Source organism: Cognaticolwellia aestuarii, from assembly GCF_002000025.1.
In the GTDB taxonomy this organism is placed as follows: Bacteria; Pseudomonadota; Gammaproteobacteria; order Enterobacterales; family Alteromonadaceae; genus Cognaticolwellia; species Cognaticolwellia aestuarii.
In genome coordinates, this window is the sequence record NZ_MUZV01000003.1 from 287,223 (window position 1) to 303,891 (window position 16,669).

Here is a 16,669-nt window from a genome sequence, read left to right on the forward strand (position 1 = left end):
TCGGTCCTTGTTAGTCTGTGATCATCATTGTTTGGTTTTGTAAATAAGCGCTAGTATCAGAAACAATAAATTGCTCTCCCATACTCGCGCCTGAAAGTAGTTCGATATTATTGCCAATAATTCGGCCAAACTTTATTGTTCTCTGTATGGCACTTTGCTTGTTATCAGCCAGAGTAAATAAAGTTTGGCTTGAATTCGCTTTAACCCCAACAGGGTGCTTGACATAAAGTGCATTGCTAAGCATACCAATTTCAATTATCCCTTCGACCTTCAATTCAGGTCTTGCATTTGCGGGTAATGCTTGTGTTATGTCGATATCAATAATGACACTGCCGTTAGTAATTACCGGGTCAATACGATTTACTATGCCTCTAACCAAAGCTCCACGGGTGTTTATTTCAGCTTGATGACCAATGACAATCTCTTGTGCCGCTTCTTGTGGAATTTGCAGTTGCGCCATCATGGTTTTATTGCTGGCGACCAGTGCTAATTGCTCTCCTGATGCGACACTTTGCCCTAACGTTACTGGTAATGACTGTAATACCCCTTCGATATCGGCATGAATCACTAACCCGGCCTGTAAAGATAACTTCAATGCTAAATTAGCTTCAAGTTGCTTGGTAAACTGCCCTTGTACTGCTATTTTTTCTTGATGTGCTGTTTTTAAATGCGCCAACCTTTGCTGCTCTATCTTTAGTTGTTTTCCAAATTGCTCTTCGGTTAATTTTGAACGTTTAAAGTCTATTGCCGAGACAATACCGCTAGCGGCTAGCCTGCTTTCTGCTTCAACTTTTAATTTCGCCGCAGCTAAATCAGATTCAATATTCACTAAGTTAGCTTGATACAACAAATACTCACTTTTTTGGTTAACTTTCAGTTCACGTAAACTGGCATTATGTCTAACTAACTCCATCTCAGCATTATTAACTTGTAATAAAAGATCAGGATTACTTAAGGTCATAATAACCGTATCTGGGGTAACCTCAGCACCAGGTAATACCCGTATTTCTTCGACCGTTGCTATCGTTGGTGCGGTGAGTAAACGCTTATGTTTTGAAATAAGCTTACCAAAGCCTGAAATGGTAAAAGGTAAATCACTTTGCTGTACTGAAGCGACTCGAATATCACTTCTAGTGAGTTTATTATCTGAACTTGGGCTATTAAATTGCCAAGCAATAAACACTAATACACACATTACAAAAGCAAAGCGCTTTACCCATGATACTTTTTTAACTTGAGTATTTTTCTTTATATCCATGACTATCCTTAAACAACATTAATCGTTACTTAATGTTGATATAGCCAATCACATGCCAAAATGTAAGTCATTAATTTAATTGAATTTAAATTTAAACTCATCTGTATTTGACAATAGACTATACCGAAATGGGGAAAGGTTTCTGCAAAAGGTGAAAGTAAATAGGTAACCTGAGGAATAAATAATCAGCGAAAATTTTTGAGTAGCGCAGCACTGCTCATTCACTTAAATGATGGGTTATAATCAAACTAAAAAGATAAGACTTAGCGCACTTTTCGATAAATAAAAGCCTGCATCAACAGGCTTTCATGACAAAAGATATGACCGTTAATACTAAATAGATGGCTTAGCACATTTAGCTGGCGTAGACTTTGTAAAAAAAGGTATTGATTTAGGCAAATGCTCAGTTAACTGCTTAATACGAGTGGTATTTGATGGATGAGTCGACATAAACTCAGGCGGTGCATCGTTAGATAATTTAGCCATGTTTTGCCAAAGTTTGATGCTTGCTGCCGGATCAAAGCCTGACTTAGCCATTAAATCTTGACCAACAATATCAGCTTCACTTTCATGGCTGCGACCATAAGGCATTAATACGCCATATTGCATCCCCAAACCTAGGCCTGCCATAACAGTATTACGGCTTTCAACATTTTGACTTTCGAGTAAAACATTCACCAAAGATAAGCCCATTTGACTAGCTTGATTTGATGACAAACGCTCGTTCGAATGGCCTTCTATCACATGACCGACTTCGTGACCAATAATAGCTCCCAGCTGGTCTTGGTCTTCAGCCACTTTTAATATACCGGTATAAACGCCTATTTTGCCACCAGGTAACGCAAAAGCATTCACTTGTTCAGAGTCAAAAACAACCACTTCCCAGGCGCCATCATGAGCAGATTTAGAAACATTTTTAGTAATGGCACTGGCAACACATTGCACGTAACGGTTAACCTCGGGAGATTGGCTGATTTTTTCTTTTGTTTTCATTTCTTCAAATGAGGCAGCACCCATTTTATTAAGCTCATCGCTAGACATCATCATTAACTGCGATCGGCCTGTTGAAGAAGTTGTACAGCCGGCTAATGTCATAACAGCAAAACAAAGCGCTAATTTAAATTTCATTTAATTTCCTAAAATAATATCCTTGTTAGCTTATTTTAAGTAATGAAAATATAAATATCTATGCTTATTAAATAAAAACCAACAGTAATTATTTTAATGACTTACCCGCCTTAAATTAAACGAAAACGAACTTCCCTCACCTAAAGTACTTTGCACTTTGATATCAGATTTCAATAATTCTAGTAGCTTCTTAGTAATAGCTAAACCTAAACCAGTATGCTTGTTTTTGTCCTGTATCGCATTACTGGCTCGGTAGCGAGTATCGAAAATGTAAGAGAGTTCTTCTGCTTTTATCCCGGTGCCATTATCTGTAATGCTCAATCGACATTGGTTGTTATCAAGCTCGTCAATCGCAAAAACAATTTTACCGTTTTCACTGGTATGGCGAATCGCATTCTCGAGTAAGTTACTGATCACACGTTCAAGTTTAGCAATATCACTATGAACTTGTGTGTACGAACATTTAGGCTCTACCGATATTTCAATATTTTTTTCACTTGCCTCTAAAGTAAACTTTGCCAGCACATCGTAAAGTAATTCGGCAAGGTTAAATGTTTCAAAATTTAGTGATACTTGCCCGCCTTCAAGGTGTGCTAACTCAAATATTTGGTCAATAAGTAACTTCAGCTGTAAGGTGTTTTTTAATACGATATGAATATATTTTTCTCGTGCAGATACTGTTAACTCATCGCCTTTATGCGCGATCATTTCAATATAGCCCTGTAAAGACGACAACGGCGTGCGTAAATCATGAGAAATATCCGCCAAAAGCTCTCTGCGTTGCACATCACTTTGCTGTAATAAATTTAACTGACCATTAATTTGATTAACCATTTCTTCAAATGCCACACCCAGTTGGTGTACTTCATTGCTACTATTAGTCATCCAAGGAGTTAAAGTTACCTTAGATTTATCAAACCCCGCCTCTTTTAGTTGTTGTATGTCACTGTTTAATCGGCGAAGTGGTCGAGTGAAGTAATAAAAAATACCGAGCATAACAATAAAAAGAAACAATAATGCTCCTACCAACATCACCATCGAAAGTTCAGCTTGACGGTCTGAGTCTAAGCGACTGTACGCTGACTCATATCGCTCACCAGCAACAATCACATAGAGGTAGCCTCTTAACTCACTACCATTAAACACCGGGGCAGCAGAGAATATTTTTTGTCTGCTTTCATGTTGAGGATCATCACCATAAATAGGTAAACTGACTTGGTTTTGTGTTAATTGAATTAACGGGGTTAAGTCAATTCGATCTCGTTTTATCAACGAGGGGGTGATTGAATGGGTAAGAATAACGCCATTTGGGTCAACAAAATAAAACTCAAATGCGGGTCCTAACACCATTAAGGTATGAAACAAATTTTTCAGCGCTTGATGATCATAGGCCCCTTCTTGTAGCAGCGGATTATCGCGCGCTAAACTGGCGGCAAGTGAAAGGTGTAAATGTTGCTCAGACTCATAGCGTGTTGTTTGCTCTAAATGCTCGGCCCAAACAAAAAATACCGTGATAATAACTAAAAATACCGCTAATAACGATAAAGATAGTCGGTGGTAAAGCGATAGCTTCACGCTAAAACCCCTTGACGACAAAGCTTGTAGCCCACGCCCCAAACAGTTTGTACAATTTCAGGCTTAGTGGCATTACGTTCAATTTTATTACGTAAACGATTAATGTGTGAGTTAACAGTATGTTCATAACCACTATGATGATATCCCCAGACTGAACTTAACAATTGTTCACGGGAAAAAACTTGTTCTGGGTGAGAGGCTAAATAGAATAACAAATCAAATTCGGTTGAAGTTAAGTCAATATGCTTGCCATTAAGCGTAGCACTGTGAGTAATGTTATCAATTTGTAAGGTCCCTAAAGTTAAGTAATGCTCAGGCGACTGCTGCGCTAACTGTTGCTGGCTTATTTTTGATAATAAATGCACACGTCTAAGCTGGCTGCGCACTCTAGCTTGTAACTCTCGCACACTAAATGGCTTAGTCATATAATCATCAGCGCCGAGTTCAAGGCCTAATACACGATCGATTTCGCTATTTCTTGAGGTTACCATTAAAATCACCTGCTCCGGCTTTTGTTCGCGTAACTGTCGACAGACATCTAAACCCGATATACCTGGCAACATGACATCAAGCATCACTAAGTCGTATTGATTAATTTTTAACTTTTCTAAGGCGACTTCACCAGATAAACAATGATCAACTGTTAAGCCAATTTCTTGTAGGTTTAAGGTCACCAAATCCGCAATGTCTTGCTCATCTTCAACCACCAGTATGGTATCCATGCTTTGCTCCATTATTATTATCTTTTATTGACAAGAACGAAGCACAGATACAAAAATAGCGGCTAAACCATCATGTAAACATCATGATTTAGCGTTAATGATCACTCTACACGAGTAACCGATATCGCTAAGGTAGGGTTATCAAAACGATGCGCTTGGGTTAATACTGACTGCATTAAGCCGTCGTCACTAGTGATCACACCCGCGTGCATACCGATAAAGTCGACATCATCACGTTCAGCATTAAAACCTTCACCGCCAGCAGCTGGACCCGGTATTGTTGCCATTGTTTCGCTATTTTTCTCTGTGCCTGAATCATAAGAACTTGTTCGCAACGAAATACTTTCGCCAACAGCCATATTTTCCAGCGACATAGCGCTGATGCCACTAAAAGCATCATTGGTATTTACTAACATGGTCGCCGCAGATAGCATCATAGGTTTTGTATCAACCAGACTGACAGATACCGTTTCGCTCATCCCTGGCATAATAACACCCGCTCCACTTGCGCCCGCTAACACCATGTCTTGTGCCAGAACTTGCGAGTTATCACCGCTTTCAGCTAAATTTTCCAATGCCACTGTCGCGCTAGCGCCGAGTTCAAATAAAGCTCCTTCATTATGTAAAACAACAGCCACAGGTGATAAAGGCTGTGCATGCGTTAAGTTAGTTACACTAACTTCATAAGTGTAGGTTACCGGTGTTGGCGGTGTAGGCGTTACTGGCTCAGGTGTTGAATTATTATCACTACCACCACAGGCTGACAGCAAAACCGTAAAACCTAATGCCGACCAGATACCTTTACGGGCAAACTGATTTTTATAAAAAATAGTCATAATAGTCCCCTATTTTACTGTAACAGTGACACGTGCAACCGGATTTAACCAACGATGAACGGTATTATCTAAATCACTTTTACCTGCTGTTAAATCGTCGTCACCTAAACTACCACGATGAATATGCACAGTTTTATTCGCTTCTTCAGTCGTTACACCTGTACCGCCTGTACCCGCATCCATACCCGGAGCCGCTGGAATACCTAAAGCACCTGGAGCACCACCACCATTAACAACTTCGTTGTTTGCTTCAGTACCGGCATCGTATGCATTAACATTAAACGTGTAACTACCAGCTTCAGTCGGTATTTTCCAACTACTTACACCAGCAAAACCATCATTGGTTGGTAGTAACATGGTTACAATCGACAAATAAGTATTACTGTCATCAGTACTTAGCATCGCAGTTGTTGATTGGCCTGGTGCAAGTAAACCGCCAGCTGGGTTGGTCGCATTATTTGCATTTGCACCGTCAAGTAAGGTAACAAGGCCAGAGATGTCTCCACCTTCAGCCATCATTTGTAATTCAGGTGTTGCGGCAGTACCAGCACTAAAAAGTGACATAGTGTCATCATGAGCTGACATTAAAATAGGCGTGTAGTAAATACCTTGAGTGAGGTTAGTAAACTTTATTTCTAATTCTTGTGCCATTAACGCTGAACTTGAAAGCGCTAATGCGATCGCTGATGCTGTTTTAAAGTATTTCATATGTTTCCCTTGATAACTAAATGATTTCGCATTCAGTATGCAAAGCAAACATGGCTAAACTTTCACAGAGTTATCACAAATCTATCACAAGTTTATCAATGAAAAGTAATGAAATTTATTTCTTGATTAGCGTGTCTCGGCCCTTACTAACACCAAAAACATCTGTTGGAGAAAAACCCAATGTTATGTGGAAGTCTTTGTTTTTTAATAAGAGTTTTTGGCGAATAAATTGTCCGTCAGCAGACGATGCAACAACAAAATAACTGCGTTTGCCTGCTTTTTCTGCAGTACCTAGGCCATGTAAGGTAACGCTAAAGTTTTGTGATAAGTTAAGTTTTTCTTTATCAATAGTTTGATATTCGTAAGGATTAATTAAAGTAACATGAAAAGATTGATGATCACGCGCCGCTTGCAGCTGCCTAAAAGTCGCATATTGCTCTTCACCTAGTTCGTTTTTCAACGCTGATAAATAATGACTCAGCTCGGCCTCTGACACTTTTCCGCCAAAATACACTAAACCACTACTATCTTTAAGCTCACTGATTGCTAATCGTAAGGTTTTATCCGTATGACTTTCATCAACCGATGATTCAATGGCTGACTGTGACATCATTCTCGCTAAAGGTGTTGCTTTATGCTCCTTGGTAACGGTTAGATTTTGTTGAATTGTATCAACTTTAGCACCTATACTCGTTGCCATTACAGCGTGTGTCATAAACGTTGTCATTGCTATGGTGACACTAAAAAAATGGCTAATTTTATTATTCATTCGGTTTCCTAATTTCGGTTTCCTAATTATGGGTACTTCAAGGTGAATATTTCACCTTAGCTGACAACAAGTGCCGGCAAGTTTGATGATAATGAATACCTTGGCGACGCTAGCTATAATTTTCGTTAACGAGTCGCCTTGATACTGGCAGATAAAAGCATTTAATGTCATGCTATTACTGACATTTACTCACATAAATCGCTATACTTGATACGTTTTAATTTAACGCTTTTAAACACAGTGTAATAGTAATAGTTGCTTTATTTTAGTTAACACCTTCGTCATTCAATCATCTATTGGAGTTATTTTTCACTTAATGAAATTCTCAATTAGCCCTGAACTTTTTAATTATATTGCTATTACTTTCGCTCGTTTTAAATGGCAACTTTTAGCCTGGTGTTTGTTCTTTTTTGTACTTTTTATTGGCTTGCAATCACAAATAAAGATGCAAACCCCCAGCGTATTAGTCTGGTTAGCTATACTTATTTTATTTATTGCCATTGAAAGTTTGGTGATTTCGGCATTTATGTTTTTCTTTCAGGTGTTACCGTCAACCCGTGAAGAAAACGCCTCTTGGTATCGCTTTTATCGCACAATTGAATGGTGCGAAACTATCCTCTTTGCCATACTACTGCCCTTACCCATAGTATTATTTTGCTATGCCTTTATTCGGCTATAAAGGGCAGATAAAAATAAATTATCTCCCCTAGCACTTAAATATGTCGACGCTTTTGTGCATAAACACCCAAAACACTAAAAATCGCCACGATCAAAGGTAGTACATAACTATTAGGTACTTGTGATAATTGCTGCGATAACAGTCGAGTTAACCAAACCGTTAACAAGCCATAGCCAAACGCACAAACCACAATAAAAGTGAAACAACGAATAATAAAATGCTGCTTAGCAACCAGCTTACGCACAGCATTGTTAATATCATTACCAAAAATCACTAATACCGTGGCCACAATCGCCATAGCCGTTTGATATTGATATCCGCGAAACCACTGGCCAATATCAATCAGTAACTCAGTCATACTACCTCAACAGTTTATTTACATGACAAAAGCCTTTTAAAGACTAAAATCAGATCCTATTTAGTTATTTAGCTATTTAGCTATTTAGCTATTTAGTAAAGCAATCATTTCATCTTCAGTTAATACGCTGATGCCTAAGTCTTGTGCTTTAACCAATTTAGACCCCGCTTTTTCGCCTGCGACTAAATAATGCGTTTTTGCTGAAACACTACCAGACACCTTTGCTCCTAAAGCTTGTAAGGCGGCTTTTGCTTCATTTCGCCCCATTTTACTCAAGGTACCTGTTAAGACAAAGGTTTGATCTTTAAGCGGTAATTCATCGTCACTTTTCACTTCAATATCAGGCCAAGACATTATCGCTTCTAACTCTTCAACCACTTCTACGTTATGGTCTTGCGCGAAAAAATTGACAATATTTTTTGCCACAATGACACCGACATCAGGCACTTGCTGTAATTGCTCTTCATTGGCCGACTTAATTGCTGAAAAAGTATGAAAATACTGCGCTAAATTCGACGCAGTCGTTTCGCCAACTTCTCGAATACCTAAAGCATAAACAAACTTTGCCAAGGTAGTATTTTTTGCCGACTCAAGGCCCTTAATTAAGTTGTCTGCAGACTTTGCTCCCATTCTCGCCATCGTACTGACATCAAGCGTGGTTAACTTAAATAAATCGGCTGGGGTTTTTATCAAGCCTTCATCAACCAATTGTTCAACTAATTTATCGCCTAAACCATCAACATCAAGTGCTTTACGCGAGGCAAAATGTTTAATCGCCTCTTTACGCTGCGCCTGACAATATAAACCGCCAGTACAACGCAGTACAGCTTCACCCTCAGCTTTCATTACCGCAGATTCACACACTGGACATACCGATGGAAAGGTAATCACTTCAGCATCTGCAGGTCTTCGTTCAACGACAACACTGACGATCTGAGGAATTACGTCACCGGCACGGCGAATAATCACCGTATCTTTAATTTTTATGCCTAGGCGGTCAATCTCGTCTTGATTGTGTAAAGTGGCATTACTCACCGTAACACCGCCAACAAATATCGGTTTAAGGCGAGCCACCGGTGTTATTGCCCCTGTTCGTCCAACTTGAAAATCAACGGCTTCTAATACCGTTAATTCTTCTTGCGCAGGGAATTTATAGGCAGTAGCCCAGCGAGGTGCTCGGGCAACAAAGCCAAGTTTTTGCTGTAAAGCAATATCATCAACTTTAAAGACCGTGCCATCTATCTCATAACTCAAGTTTTCACGCTGTTGTAAAATATCTTGATAAAATGCTTCAACTTCAGTGGCATTTTCCAGTAACTTAACTTCCGGGCACATAGGTAAACCAAGGCTTTTTATTTGGCAAAGACGCTGATAATGTGAGTCTGCTAGCCAGTTTTCATCAATACCATTGCCATCCTGGCTTGCGCCGACAAAACCAATACCATAGGCATAAAAAGCAAGATTTCGTTTAGCGGTAATTTTAGAGTCTAGTTGCCTTAGGCTACCAGCGGCGGCATTGCGTGGGTTAGCAAAGCCTTTTTCACCTTTTTTAATCGCTTGTTGGTTTAATGCTTCAAAGCTCGATTTTGGCATAAATACCTCACCACGAACCTCTAACACATCGGGAAAATTAGTGCCTTGTAAACGCAAAGGGATCGACTTTATCGTACGGACATTCTCAGTAATATTTTCACCTACTGTACCATCACCGCGTGTAGCGGCTTGAACAAAAACACCATTTTCGTAACGTAAACTTACCGCCAAACCGTCAAGCTTAGGCTCGGCACAAATGGCAAAGTCTAACGATGATTTTAAGCGGTCTTTTAATCGCTTAACAAAGGCTTGCCATTCTTGTGCAGAAAAAACATTATCTAACGACAACATAGGTAGTTGATGTACAACTTGGCTAAATGCTTTAAGCGCCTCACCACCAACCTTCTGACTAGGTGAGTCAAGCGTTTTAAATTGCGGATACTCAGTTTCTAAAGCTGTTAATTCGCGCATTAATCGATCGTATTCAACATCAGGTACAGTCGGTTCATCAAGCACATAATATTGATGATTATAATGGCTAATTAACTGACATATTTCAGCGATACGATTAATAATATTTTCTTCAGACATAGGTTTTAGTTACTTTGAAAGTGAGTGTACTAGCGTCAATAAAGTGCAACAAATACTGATTAGCTTAGTTGTTGCTGCAATTTATTGACAGAGGTTCATGATTACTGGAGGTGTAGGTTTAAAGCGAGCCGATGCGACTCTTACGCTCAAACTCTCGAATAATACCCATATAATGTTGTTCAGTTTGCTTGGTCATGACGCTGCGTTTGTCGTCTAACAATTGCCCTTTAAATTCAACTGCAAGCTGTTTAGCTGCATTAAGCATTTGTTCAAATACTTCAAAGGCATCTCCGGCATTAGGTAAGGTCATAAATAGCGTAATGCCTTGGGTAGTAAAGTTCTCGATATCATCCAAATTAAAGGTTCCTGGGTTTAGCATATTGGCCAAGCTAAACGTGACTTTACCGTTACCTGCATTGTCTTGATGACGGTGGAATATATTCATTTCACCGTATTTCATGCCTAAAGTAAGCAATATAGGTAAAAGCGCTGCACCAGACATCGTTTGCCCTTCAGGCATGACAACAGAAAGCACAATAACTTGCGGTTCAATGTCATTCGCAGGTTTTTTAGAGGATTCAGTCGCCGACATGCTTGGCATATCTTTTACGGCTTCATCACCAAAATTGATCTCCATTTGGTTTCGTTTCGCTTTAGGCTCACGCACATTTTTTTTACGTGCAAGTGGCTTATTTCGAATAACCTCTGGTTTTGCTTGAGTAACAGGCTGTTGGTAAACCGGTTGATATTGAACAGTTTCTTTCTCAATAATGTCGTTCTCAACTGACGCATTAACCGTAGTTTCAGCATAGCCATTGTCTTGATAGTTTTGTCTATCAGCATAACGCTCAACATCTGATAACGCTTGTTGCTTTAAATGCGCAGGAACTTCTTCTGTATCATTAAGTAAAGCACCAAAATTCAAACTTTGATCTAACGGCTTATCTTCAAAGTCAGCATGAGGAACGTCATTTGGCATTGGCACATCACTATGAAATTCGTCATTATCTTCAAGTGTATGCGACTTTACTGCGACATCATCTAATATTGGGTTGGCACCAACAACTTTCGGCTTACTAACACCGTCTTGGTCAAAACCCGAACCATCAAAGCCACGCGGTTGTGGCGCTATAGGCTCTTCTTTGGTTTTTAATTTGTACGGATTTTTTTGTTTCCTGATGGTCCAATAACCATGAATGAAAATAGCTGCTATTACGAGAGCACTGATAATAATTAATGTATTTCTGAAATTATCTTCCATTACCTAGCCTATTCTTATACTTCTGCCATAGCGATTGCTTCGTCAATATCAACCGCTACCATACGTGAAACACCTGGTTCAAACATAGTAACACCGGTTAAATGTGACGCCATCTCCATAGCGATTTTATTATGACTTATATATATAAATTGCACTGTTTGCGACATTTCTCGCACTAGATTACAAAAACGACTGACATTTGCATCATCCAAAGGTGCATCCACTTCATCAAGTAAACAAAATGGTGCTGGGTTCAATCGAAAAATAGCGAATACCAATGATAATGCGGTCAGCGCTTTTTCTCCACCAGATAATAGATGAATTGTGCTATTTTTTTTACCTGGGGGTCTTGCCATGATAGTAACCCCTGTTTCTAAAAGATCTTCACCTGTTAGTGACAAGTATGCTTGCCCACCACCAAAAACCTTAGGAAATAGCCGTTGCAAATCTTTATTTACTTGATCAAAAGTTAACTTAAACTTATGTCGACTTTCTTTATCTATTTTTGCAATGGCTGCTTCTAAAGTTGTTATGGCATTATTAAGGTCTTGATCTTGTTGGTCAAGATAACTTTTACGCTCAAACTGAGTTTCATATTCTTCAATCGCGGCTAGGTTGATCGCCCCTAACAGCTGAATATCTTTAGCCAGCTTAACTAAATGGGCTTGCCAAAACGCTTCTTTGGCATTGTCTGGCATAGCCGCAATAACATCATTAATACTTTGCTTTAACTCAGCTAACACTTCTAATGCACTTTCAGCTCTTAATTTAAAACCTTCACTGTCTAACTGCAAACGCGCTAACTGTTCATTCAGTACAGCTATTTTATTTTGACTGGTTTTCTGGCTTAATTCTACCTCTGCCAAACGTGTTTGGCTGTCATTCAAGGTTTTTTGATTAACATGTAGCTTTTCATTAATCGCGGATAGGTTATCAAGCCACTGTGGCAATTGCTGTTCAAACGCTTGCAACGGTTTACTGTTATCACTAAAAACTTGGCTGTTATTACTTAGCCTTTGCGTCAATAAATTAATATTTTCTTGATTCGCTCGAATACTTTGCTCGTGCTGTAATCGTTGGCTTTTTAGCTGCTCAACAACCAAACTCAACTGATGACGCTGTTGATGTAAGTCTTGACTGCGACTTTGTATTTCTTCTATTGACTGTTGTAATAGCGTTTGTTGTTTAGAAAACCCATCAAGATCATATTCACTATCGTCAAGCAATGGCGTTAATTGACTTTCAAACGCCGTTAATTTTTCTTTGGCAAGCTGCTCGCTTTCAAGCAACTCTGCAATCTCTGCGGTTAATTTTTTGTGCTGAGCTTGTTGATAAAGTTTGTCTTGCTCACCCGAGGAAATCGTTTTCTCCAGTGTATTGAGTTTATCTTGCTGTAATGCTAAACGTTCACTTTGAGCTTTTTTCTCTATGGCAATAGACTTAAGTTGTTGATTATAAATATCTTGCTGCTGCTCGAGCTTTTGTTGTTGCTGTTGTAACTGCAGTAGTGCAGCTTGTTCGTTTTCAAGCTCTCGCTGTAAACTTATATAATCATAGCCTTGCTCAAGTTTTCCTTTGATAAGCCTATGATGACTCAACCAAGTACCATCTGGGCAAATAATACTTTCACCGTCAGCTAATGTTGCTAACTGACGTTTTGCTTGCTGATATGTTTCAGCGATCAATATACGATTAAAATAGCTATTTAACGTGGCAATCCCTGTGACTTTGCTCGCTAATGTCTTTGCTTTAGTGGCTACTATATTATCGTGAGCAGCTGTAGACTCTGCCGTTTGATATACAAAGCATAAGTTATCTGCACTTAAACTACCGTCGGTATCAGCTTCAGGTAACGTTGACAAAACATGACCCGCAAGCCAATGTGATAAAGCAACTTCAACGGCCAGTTCCCAACCATTAGCCACCGTTAATTGGCTTTGCAGCGAAACGATATCATTGATACCTAGAGTGCTCAGCCATTTCGCTTGTTTTTCACTCCAAGGAGATTTATCAGCTAGCTTTTTTTGTCGCTCTTCAATCACTTGTATTTTCACGGTTGACTGCCCCGTAACTACCGCTAATTGTTGGTGAAGCTCTTGGCTCTGCAGCTGTAAATGACTTTCTTGACTGGCCAGTAAAGTCAACTGCGCTTGTATTTGTTTTAACGCACTTAACTCAGTAGCTTTTTGTTGTTGCAGTTGCTGCTCAACGAGCACATCCGTTAAAGGTAACAGGCTAACTTGTTCACGTAGTTTTATGACTTGCTGCTTAACCTGTTCAATAATGGTTTGTTGCTGCGTGATATTTGCCTGCACGGTCTGTTTTTTCTGCTGCAGATCTGTACGCTGTTGCTGTTGTTGCTGCCAATGGCTCTGCAATTGCTTTTGCGCAATTTGCTGCTGTTTCAGCTCAGCTTGGCAACGTGCTAATTCTGCTTCTACTTTTTGCAGTTGTGGTTGTTGCTCATTTAATTGCTGATCACCCAATTGCAACTGCTCTTGCTCAGCTAAAATTAACTGCTGGGCATTAAGCAATTGTTGTTGAGTTAATTCATTATCACTCTGTGTTTTTTCGGTCTGCTCTTTTAAATGTTTTACTTGTTGCTCAGCACGGGCAATATCTTGCGTTAAATTGAGTTTTTCTTGTTGCCAAGTTTGGTTATTATCATTGCAACGCAGCAACGTCTCTTTTAATTCGATAATCACCAAATCATTTTGACTGAGCTGAGTATTTTGACTCTCAATTTTATTTTCTAGCGCTAAGATACGCGTTTGATGCTGCTGGCGTTGCTGATCAAATTTTTGCCAACGTAATACCGCTAATTCAGCCTTATACTTTCGTTCTTGCTGTTTTAAAGCACGAAAGCGCTTGGCGGCTTCAGCCTGTTGATGAAGCTTATCAATTTGCACATCAAGTTCGAGACGAATATCACTTAATCGCGCTAAGTTTTCTCTGGTATGGCGTATTCTGTTTTCAGTTTCTTTGCGACGCTCTTTATACTTTGAAATACCTGCAGCTTCTTCAATAAAAACGCGTAGCTCTTGCGGTTTTGATTCAATTAATCGTGAAATGGTGCCTTGTTCAATAATGGCATAACTGCGAGGCCCTAAACCGGTACCAAGAAAAATGTCAGTAATATCTCTACGTCGGCATTTTGTGCCATTTAAAAAGTAGCTGTTTATGCCTTCGCGGTTCACCACTCGACGCACAGACACTTGGCTTCTGTCCGCCATATTCCCTTGAATACGCCCCTGAGTGTTATCAAACACTAATTCAACGCTGGCTTGGCCAATTGGTTTGCGCGTTGCTGCACCATTAAAAATGACATCGGTCATGGCATCGCCACGTAAATTTTTAGCCGAGCTTTCACCTAACACCCAGCGAACAGCGTCAATTATGTTTGATTTTCCACAGCCGTTAGGACCAACAATAGCGGTCATCTGCTGTTCGAATGGCACAGTTGTTGGATCGACAAATGATTTAAAACCTGCCAATTTTATATGCTTGAGTCGCATTAAATCGAATAACCTAATCGTTGCTATCTATTGCCAAAATTTTAGTAAATGTTTTACAAACTTCGTACAATGAGAAAAAATATATTAAAACCCGTGTAATTGCCGCCACTGTACCAGAGATTGATGTATTTTGTAACATCACAATACTGTTCATATCACGCGAAGGATCCTATAATCGAGCCATGAATATCAATTAGTTAGGTTAATAAATCAGCAATGAACAATAACAGACCCCAGCCTTTAGCAAACGGCGGTGCCGGATATTTTATCAAAGGCTTTGAGTTAATTCGCACACCGGGAATTCGCCGCTTTGTATTTATCCCACTAACGGTAAATTTAGTGCTTTTTAGCTGCGCTTTTTATTATATGTTTTTACAACTAGAGAGCTATATGTTGACGCTAGAAGATTGGCTTGGTGAGTCTTTTGCTTGGTTAAGTAACTTTATTTGGCCATTAGCGGTGTTGTTTATTTTAATTATTTTTTCATTTATTTTCAGCTCAGTTGCCAATTGGCTAGCAGCTCCGTTTAATGGCTTATTATCAGAAAAAATAGAAGCCTTGTTAACTAATCAGCCATTAGATAGTGGTGGCGCTCTTGATGTGGTCAAAGATATCCCAAGAACACTTTCACGTGAACTCAGTAAGCTGGGTTACTATCTGCCAAGAGCAATAGGCTTCTTTTTACTTTATTGGCTACTGCCAGTAATTGGCCAAGTGCTCTGGTTCTTATTTCTTGCTTGGATGATGGCCGTACAATATAAAGACTATCCATTTGATAATCATAAGATCAGTTTCGATCGTATGCGACAAGCACTAAAACAACGCCAAGGTTTAAGCTACAGTTTTGGTATAACCACGGCAATATTCTCAATGATCCCTATCGTCAACCTAGTCGTTATGCCAGTCGCTATTTGTGGTGCCACTGCACTATGGGTCGACCATTATCGTGATGATTTTGTTGACCGTTCATAAAAATCAATTAATAATCAACATATTATCAAGATTTAAACAAACCGAACAAGCATCAAACACAATTTGATGCTTGTTTACACAACCAACCAAATTACCCTCTTCGCAGCGCTTGCAACTTTTTGCCGACATTTGACAGAAAAATGATCAACGTGCACACTGATACCAATCTGTTTATATCAAAAAAAAGCACGCCCTTGAGCAAATTTAAAGGCGTAGCAACACAGATTTATAATGGCAAACCTCAATACCTACATGCATCTAGCAAGCTAAAGTTTCATTATCAATAAGGATCTATTCATGCGAGTTCGGTTTTTTATCACTAAGAGCCAATTTTTGCGCTGTACATTATTAGTCGCTTTAGCAGTCAGTGCCAACCTTAATGCCGCAACGACTGAGTTAGAAAGTCATAAAAGTGACAATAGAAAAGTGCATATTCCGGTGCTTGATAATGCACGTATATTTGCTCAATTTGATGATACTACGCCAGCAGTAATAAACTACTTCACCTCAAAAACCGAGACAGCAATAATAGCGTTTTACAATGATAATTATGGTCAAGCAAGTCATAGCGAACGTAAACGAGGTCGATTAACGTTACATTATCAACAAGGGTCTCAACAGATCCGCGTGGTTATTTCACCACAAGATAAATTACGACAAGTCGATGTCATCGTAAATTCAAACTAACTGGTATTAGCGATTTAAAGTCATAAACGACAACCAGATTTCAATATTTATAAACAAAAAAACATCGCTAATTGCGA

General features: G+C 39.3%; 14 protein-coding genes. 3 read left to right on the plus strand and 11 right to left on the minus strand.

Features of this window, described 5'->3' with window-relative positions:
* Window positions 1–10: 10 nt before the first annotated feature.
* The 7 genes from B0169_RS06440 to B0169_RS06470 all read right to left on the minus strand — a co-directional run bounded on the left by B0169_RS06440 (window position 11) and on the right by B0169_RS06470 (window position 6,996).
* Window positions 11–1,258 carry an efflux RND transporter periplasmic adaptor subunit gene (locus tag B0169_RS06440; RefSeq protein ID WP_077285139.1) on the minus strand — a complete coding sequence of 416 codons (1,248 nt, stop codon included), beginning with the start codon at window positions 1,256–1,258 and terminating at the stop codon, window positions 11–13.
* A 333-nt stretch (window positions 1,259–1,591) separates the two neighbouring features.
* Window positions 1,592–2,386: a M48 family metallopeptidase gene (locus B0169_RS06445; protein ID WP_077285140.1), complete on the minus strand. Its 795-nt coding sequence runs from the start codon at window positions 2,384–2,386 to the stop codon at window positions 1,592–1,594.
* Between the two features lie 93 nt (window positions 2,387–2,479).
* Window positions 2,480–3,961: a sensor histidine kinase gene (locus B0169_RS06450; protein WP_077285141.1), complete on the minus strand. Its 1,482-nt coding sequence runs from the start codon at window positions 3,959–3,961 to the stop codon at window positions 2,480–2,482.
* Entirely contained in the window at window positions 3,958–4,683 is a 726-nt protein-coding gene (locus B0169_RS06455; RefSeq protein ID WP_235838491.1) for a response regulator transcription factor, read from the minus strand. Before B0169_RS06455 ends, B0169_RS06450 begins: the two co-directional genes overlap by 4 nt.
* A gap of 101 nt (window positions 4,684–4,784) precedes the next feature.
* On the minus strand, window positions 4,785–5,519 hold the full coding sequence (locus B0169_RS06460; protein WP_077285143.1) for a spondin domain-containing protein: 735 nt from the start codon (window positions 5,517–5,519) through the stop codon (window positions 4,785–4,787).
* Between the two features lie 9 nt (window positions 5,520–5,528).
* Complete coding sequence (locus tag B0169_RS06465; protein WP_077285144.1) at window positions 5,529–6,227, minus strand: spondin domain-containing protein; 699 nt, start codon at window positions 6,225–6,227, stop codon at window positions 5,529–5,531.
* Window positions 6,228–6,342: 115 nt separating this feature from the next.
* Window positions 6,343–6,996 (minus strand): hypothetical protein, encoded by a 654-nt coding sequence (locus tag B0169_RS06470; RefSeq protein WP_077285145.1) that lies wholly within the window; start codon window positions 6,994–6,996, stop codon window positions 6,343–6,345.
* Window positions 6,997–7,312: 316 nt separating this feature from the next.
* Between B0169_RS06470 and B0169_RS06475 the strand changes: the two genes are divergently transcribed.
* The gene (locus tag B0169_RS06475) at window positions 7,313–7,675 is read left to right on the plus strand and encodes a hypothetical protein (RefSeq protein ID WP_077285146.1); all 363 of its coding nucleotides are present in this window, start codon (window positions 7,313–7,315) and stop codon (window positions 7,673–7,675) included.
* A 34-nt stretch (window positions 7,676–7,709) separates the two neighbouring features.
* Here the strand turns inward: B0169_RS06475 and B0169_RS06480 are convergent, their stop codons facing one another.
* The 4 genes from B0169_RS06480 to smc form a co-directional block, all read right to left on the minus strand.
* On the minus strand, window positions 7,710–8,033 hold the full coding sequence (locus tag B0169_RS06480) for a DUF3392 domain-containing protein (RefSeq protein ID WP_077285147.1): 324 nt from the start codon (window positions 8,031–8,033) through the stop codon (window positions 7,710–7,712).
* Window positions 8,034–8,117: 84 nt separating this feature from the next.
* Complete coding sequence (gene ligA, locus B0169_RS06485; RefSeq protein ID WP_077285148.1) at window positions 8,118–10,157, minus strand: NAD-dependent DNA ligase LigA; 2,040 nt, start codon at window positions 10,155–10,157, stop codon at window positions 8,118–8,120.
* Window positions 10,158–10,275: 118 nt separating this feature from the next.
* Window positions 10,276–11,418 (minus strand): cell division protein ZipA, encoded by a 1,143-nt coding sequence (gene zipA / locus B0169_RS06490; RefSeq protein WP_077285149.1) that lies wholly within the window; start codon window positions 11,416–11,418, stop codon window positions 10,276–10,278.
* Between the two features lie 14 nt (window positions 11,419–11,432).
* A complete protein-coding gene (smc, locus tag B0169_RS06495; RefSeq protein WP_077285150.1) occupies window positions 11,433–14,933 on the minus strand; it encodes a chromosome segregation protein SMC in 3,501 nt (1,166 codons plus the stop codon).
* Window positions 14,934–15,149: 216 nt separating this feature from the next.
* Here smc and cysZ point away from each other — a divergent pair, with 216 nt between their 5' ends.
* Entirely contained in the window at window positions 15,150–15,905 is a 756-nt protein-coding gene (cysZ, locus tag B0169_RS06500; RefSeq protein WP_077285151.1) for a sulfate transporter CysZ, read from the plus strand.
* Window positions 15,906–16,202: 297 nt separating this feature from the next.
* Entirely contained in the window at window positions 16,203–16,592 is a 390-nt protein-coding gene (locus B0169_RS06505) for a hypothetical protein (protein ID WP_077285152.1), read from the plus strand.
* Window positions 16,593–16,669 lie beyond the last annotated feature (77 nt).

What these genes read in the sequence shown, in the direction of transcription:
- B0169_RS06505 (WP_077285152.1), top strand. Translation starts at nt 16,203, where the DNA reads ATGCGAGTTCGGTTTTTTATCACTAAGAGCCAATTTTTGCGCTGTACA.
- B0169_RS06465 (WP_077285144.1), bottom strand. Translation starts at nt 6,227, where the DNA reads ATGAAATACTTTAAAACAGCATCAGCGATCGCATTAGCGCTTTCAAGT.
- cysZ (WP_077285151.1), top strand. Translation starts at nt 15,150, where the DNA reads ATGAACAATAACAGACCCCAGCCTTTAGCAAACGGCGGTGCCGGATAT.
- B0169_RS06445 (WP_077285140.1), bottom strand. Translation starts at nt 2,386, where the DNA reads ATGAAATTTAAATTAGCGCTTTGTTTTGCTGTTATGACATTAGCCGGC.
- B0169_RS06460 (WP_077285143.1), bottom strand. Translation starts at nt 5,519, where the DNA reads ATGACTATTTTTTATAAAAATCAGTTTGCCCGTAAAGGTATCTGGTCG.
- B0169_RS06475 (WP_077285146.1), top strand. Translation starts at nt 7,313, where the DNA reads ATGAAATTCTCAATTAGCCCTGAACTTTTTAATTATATTGCTATTACT.
- B0169_RS06480 (WP_077285147.1), bottom strand. Translation starts at nt 8,033, where the DNA reads ATGACTGAGTTACTGATTGATATTGGCCAGTGGTTTCGCGGATATCAA.
- B0169_RS06470 (WP_077285145.1), bottom strand. Translation starts at nt 6,996, where the DNA reads ATGAATAATAAAATTAGCCATTTTTTTAGTGTCACCATAGCAATGACA.
- B0169_RS06440 (WP_077285139.1), bottom strand. Translation starts at nt 1,258, where the DNA reads ATGGATATAAAGAAAAATACTCAAGTTAAAAAAGTATCATGGGTAAAG.
- ligA (WP_077285148.1), bottom strand. Translation starts at nt 10,157, where the DNA reads ATGTCTGAAGAAAATATTATTAATCGTATCGCTGAAATATGTCAGTTA.
- smc (WP_077285150.1), bottom strand. Translation starts at nt 14,933, where the DNA reads ATGCGACTCAAGCATATAAAATTGGCAGGTTTTAAATCATTTGTCGAT.
- zipA (WP_077285149.1), bottom strand. Translation starts at nt 11,418, where the DNA reads ATGGAAGATAATTTCAGAAATACATTAATTATTATCAGTGCTCTCGTA.
- B0169_RS06455 (WP_235838491.1), bottom strand. Translation starts at nt 4,683, where the DNA reads ATGGATACCATACTGGTGGTTGAAGATGAGCAAGACATTGCGGATTTG.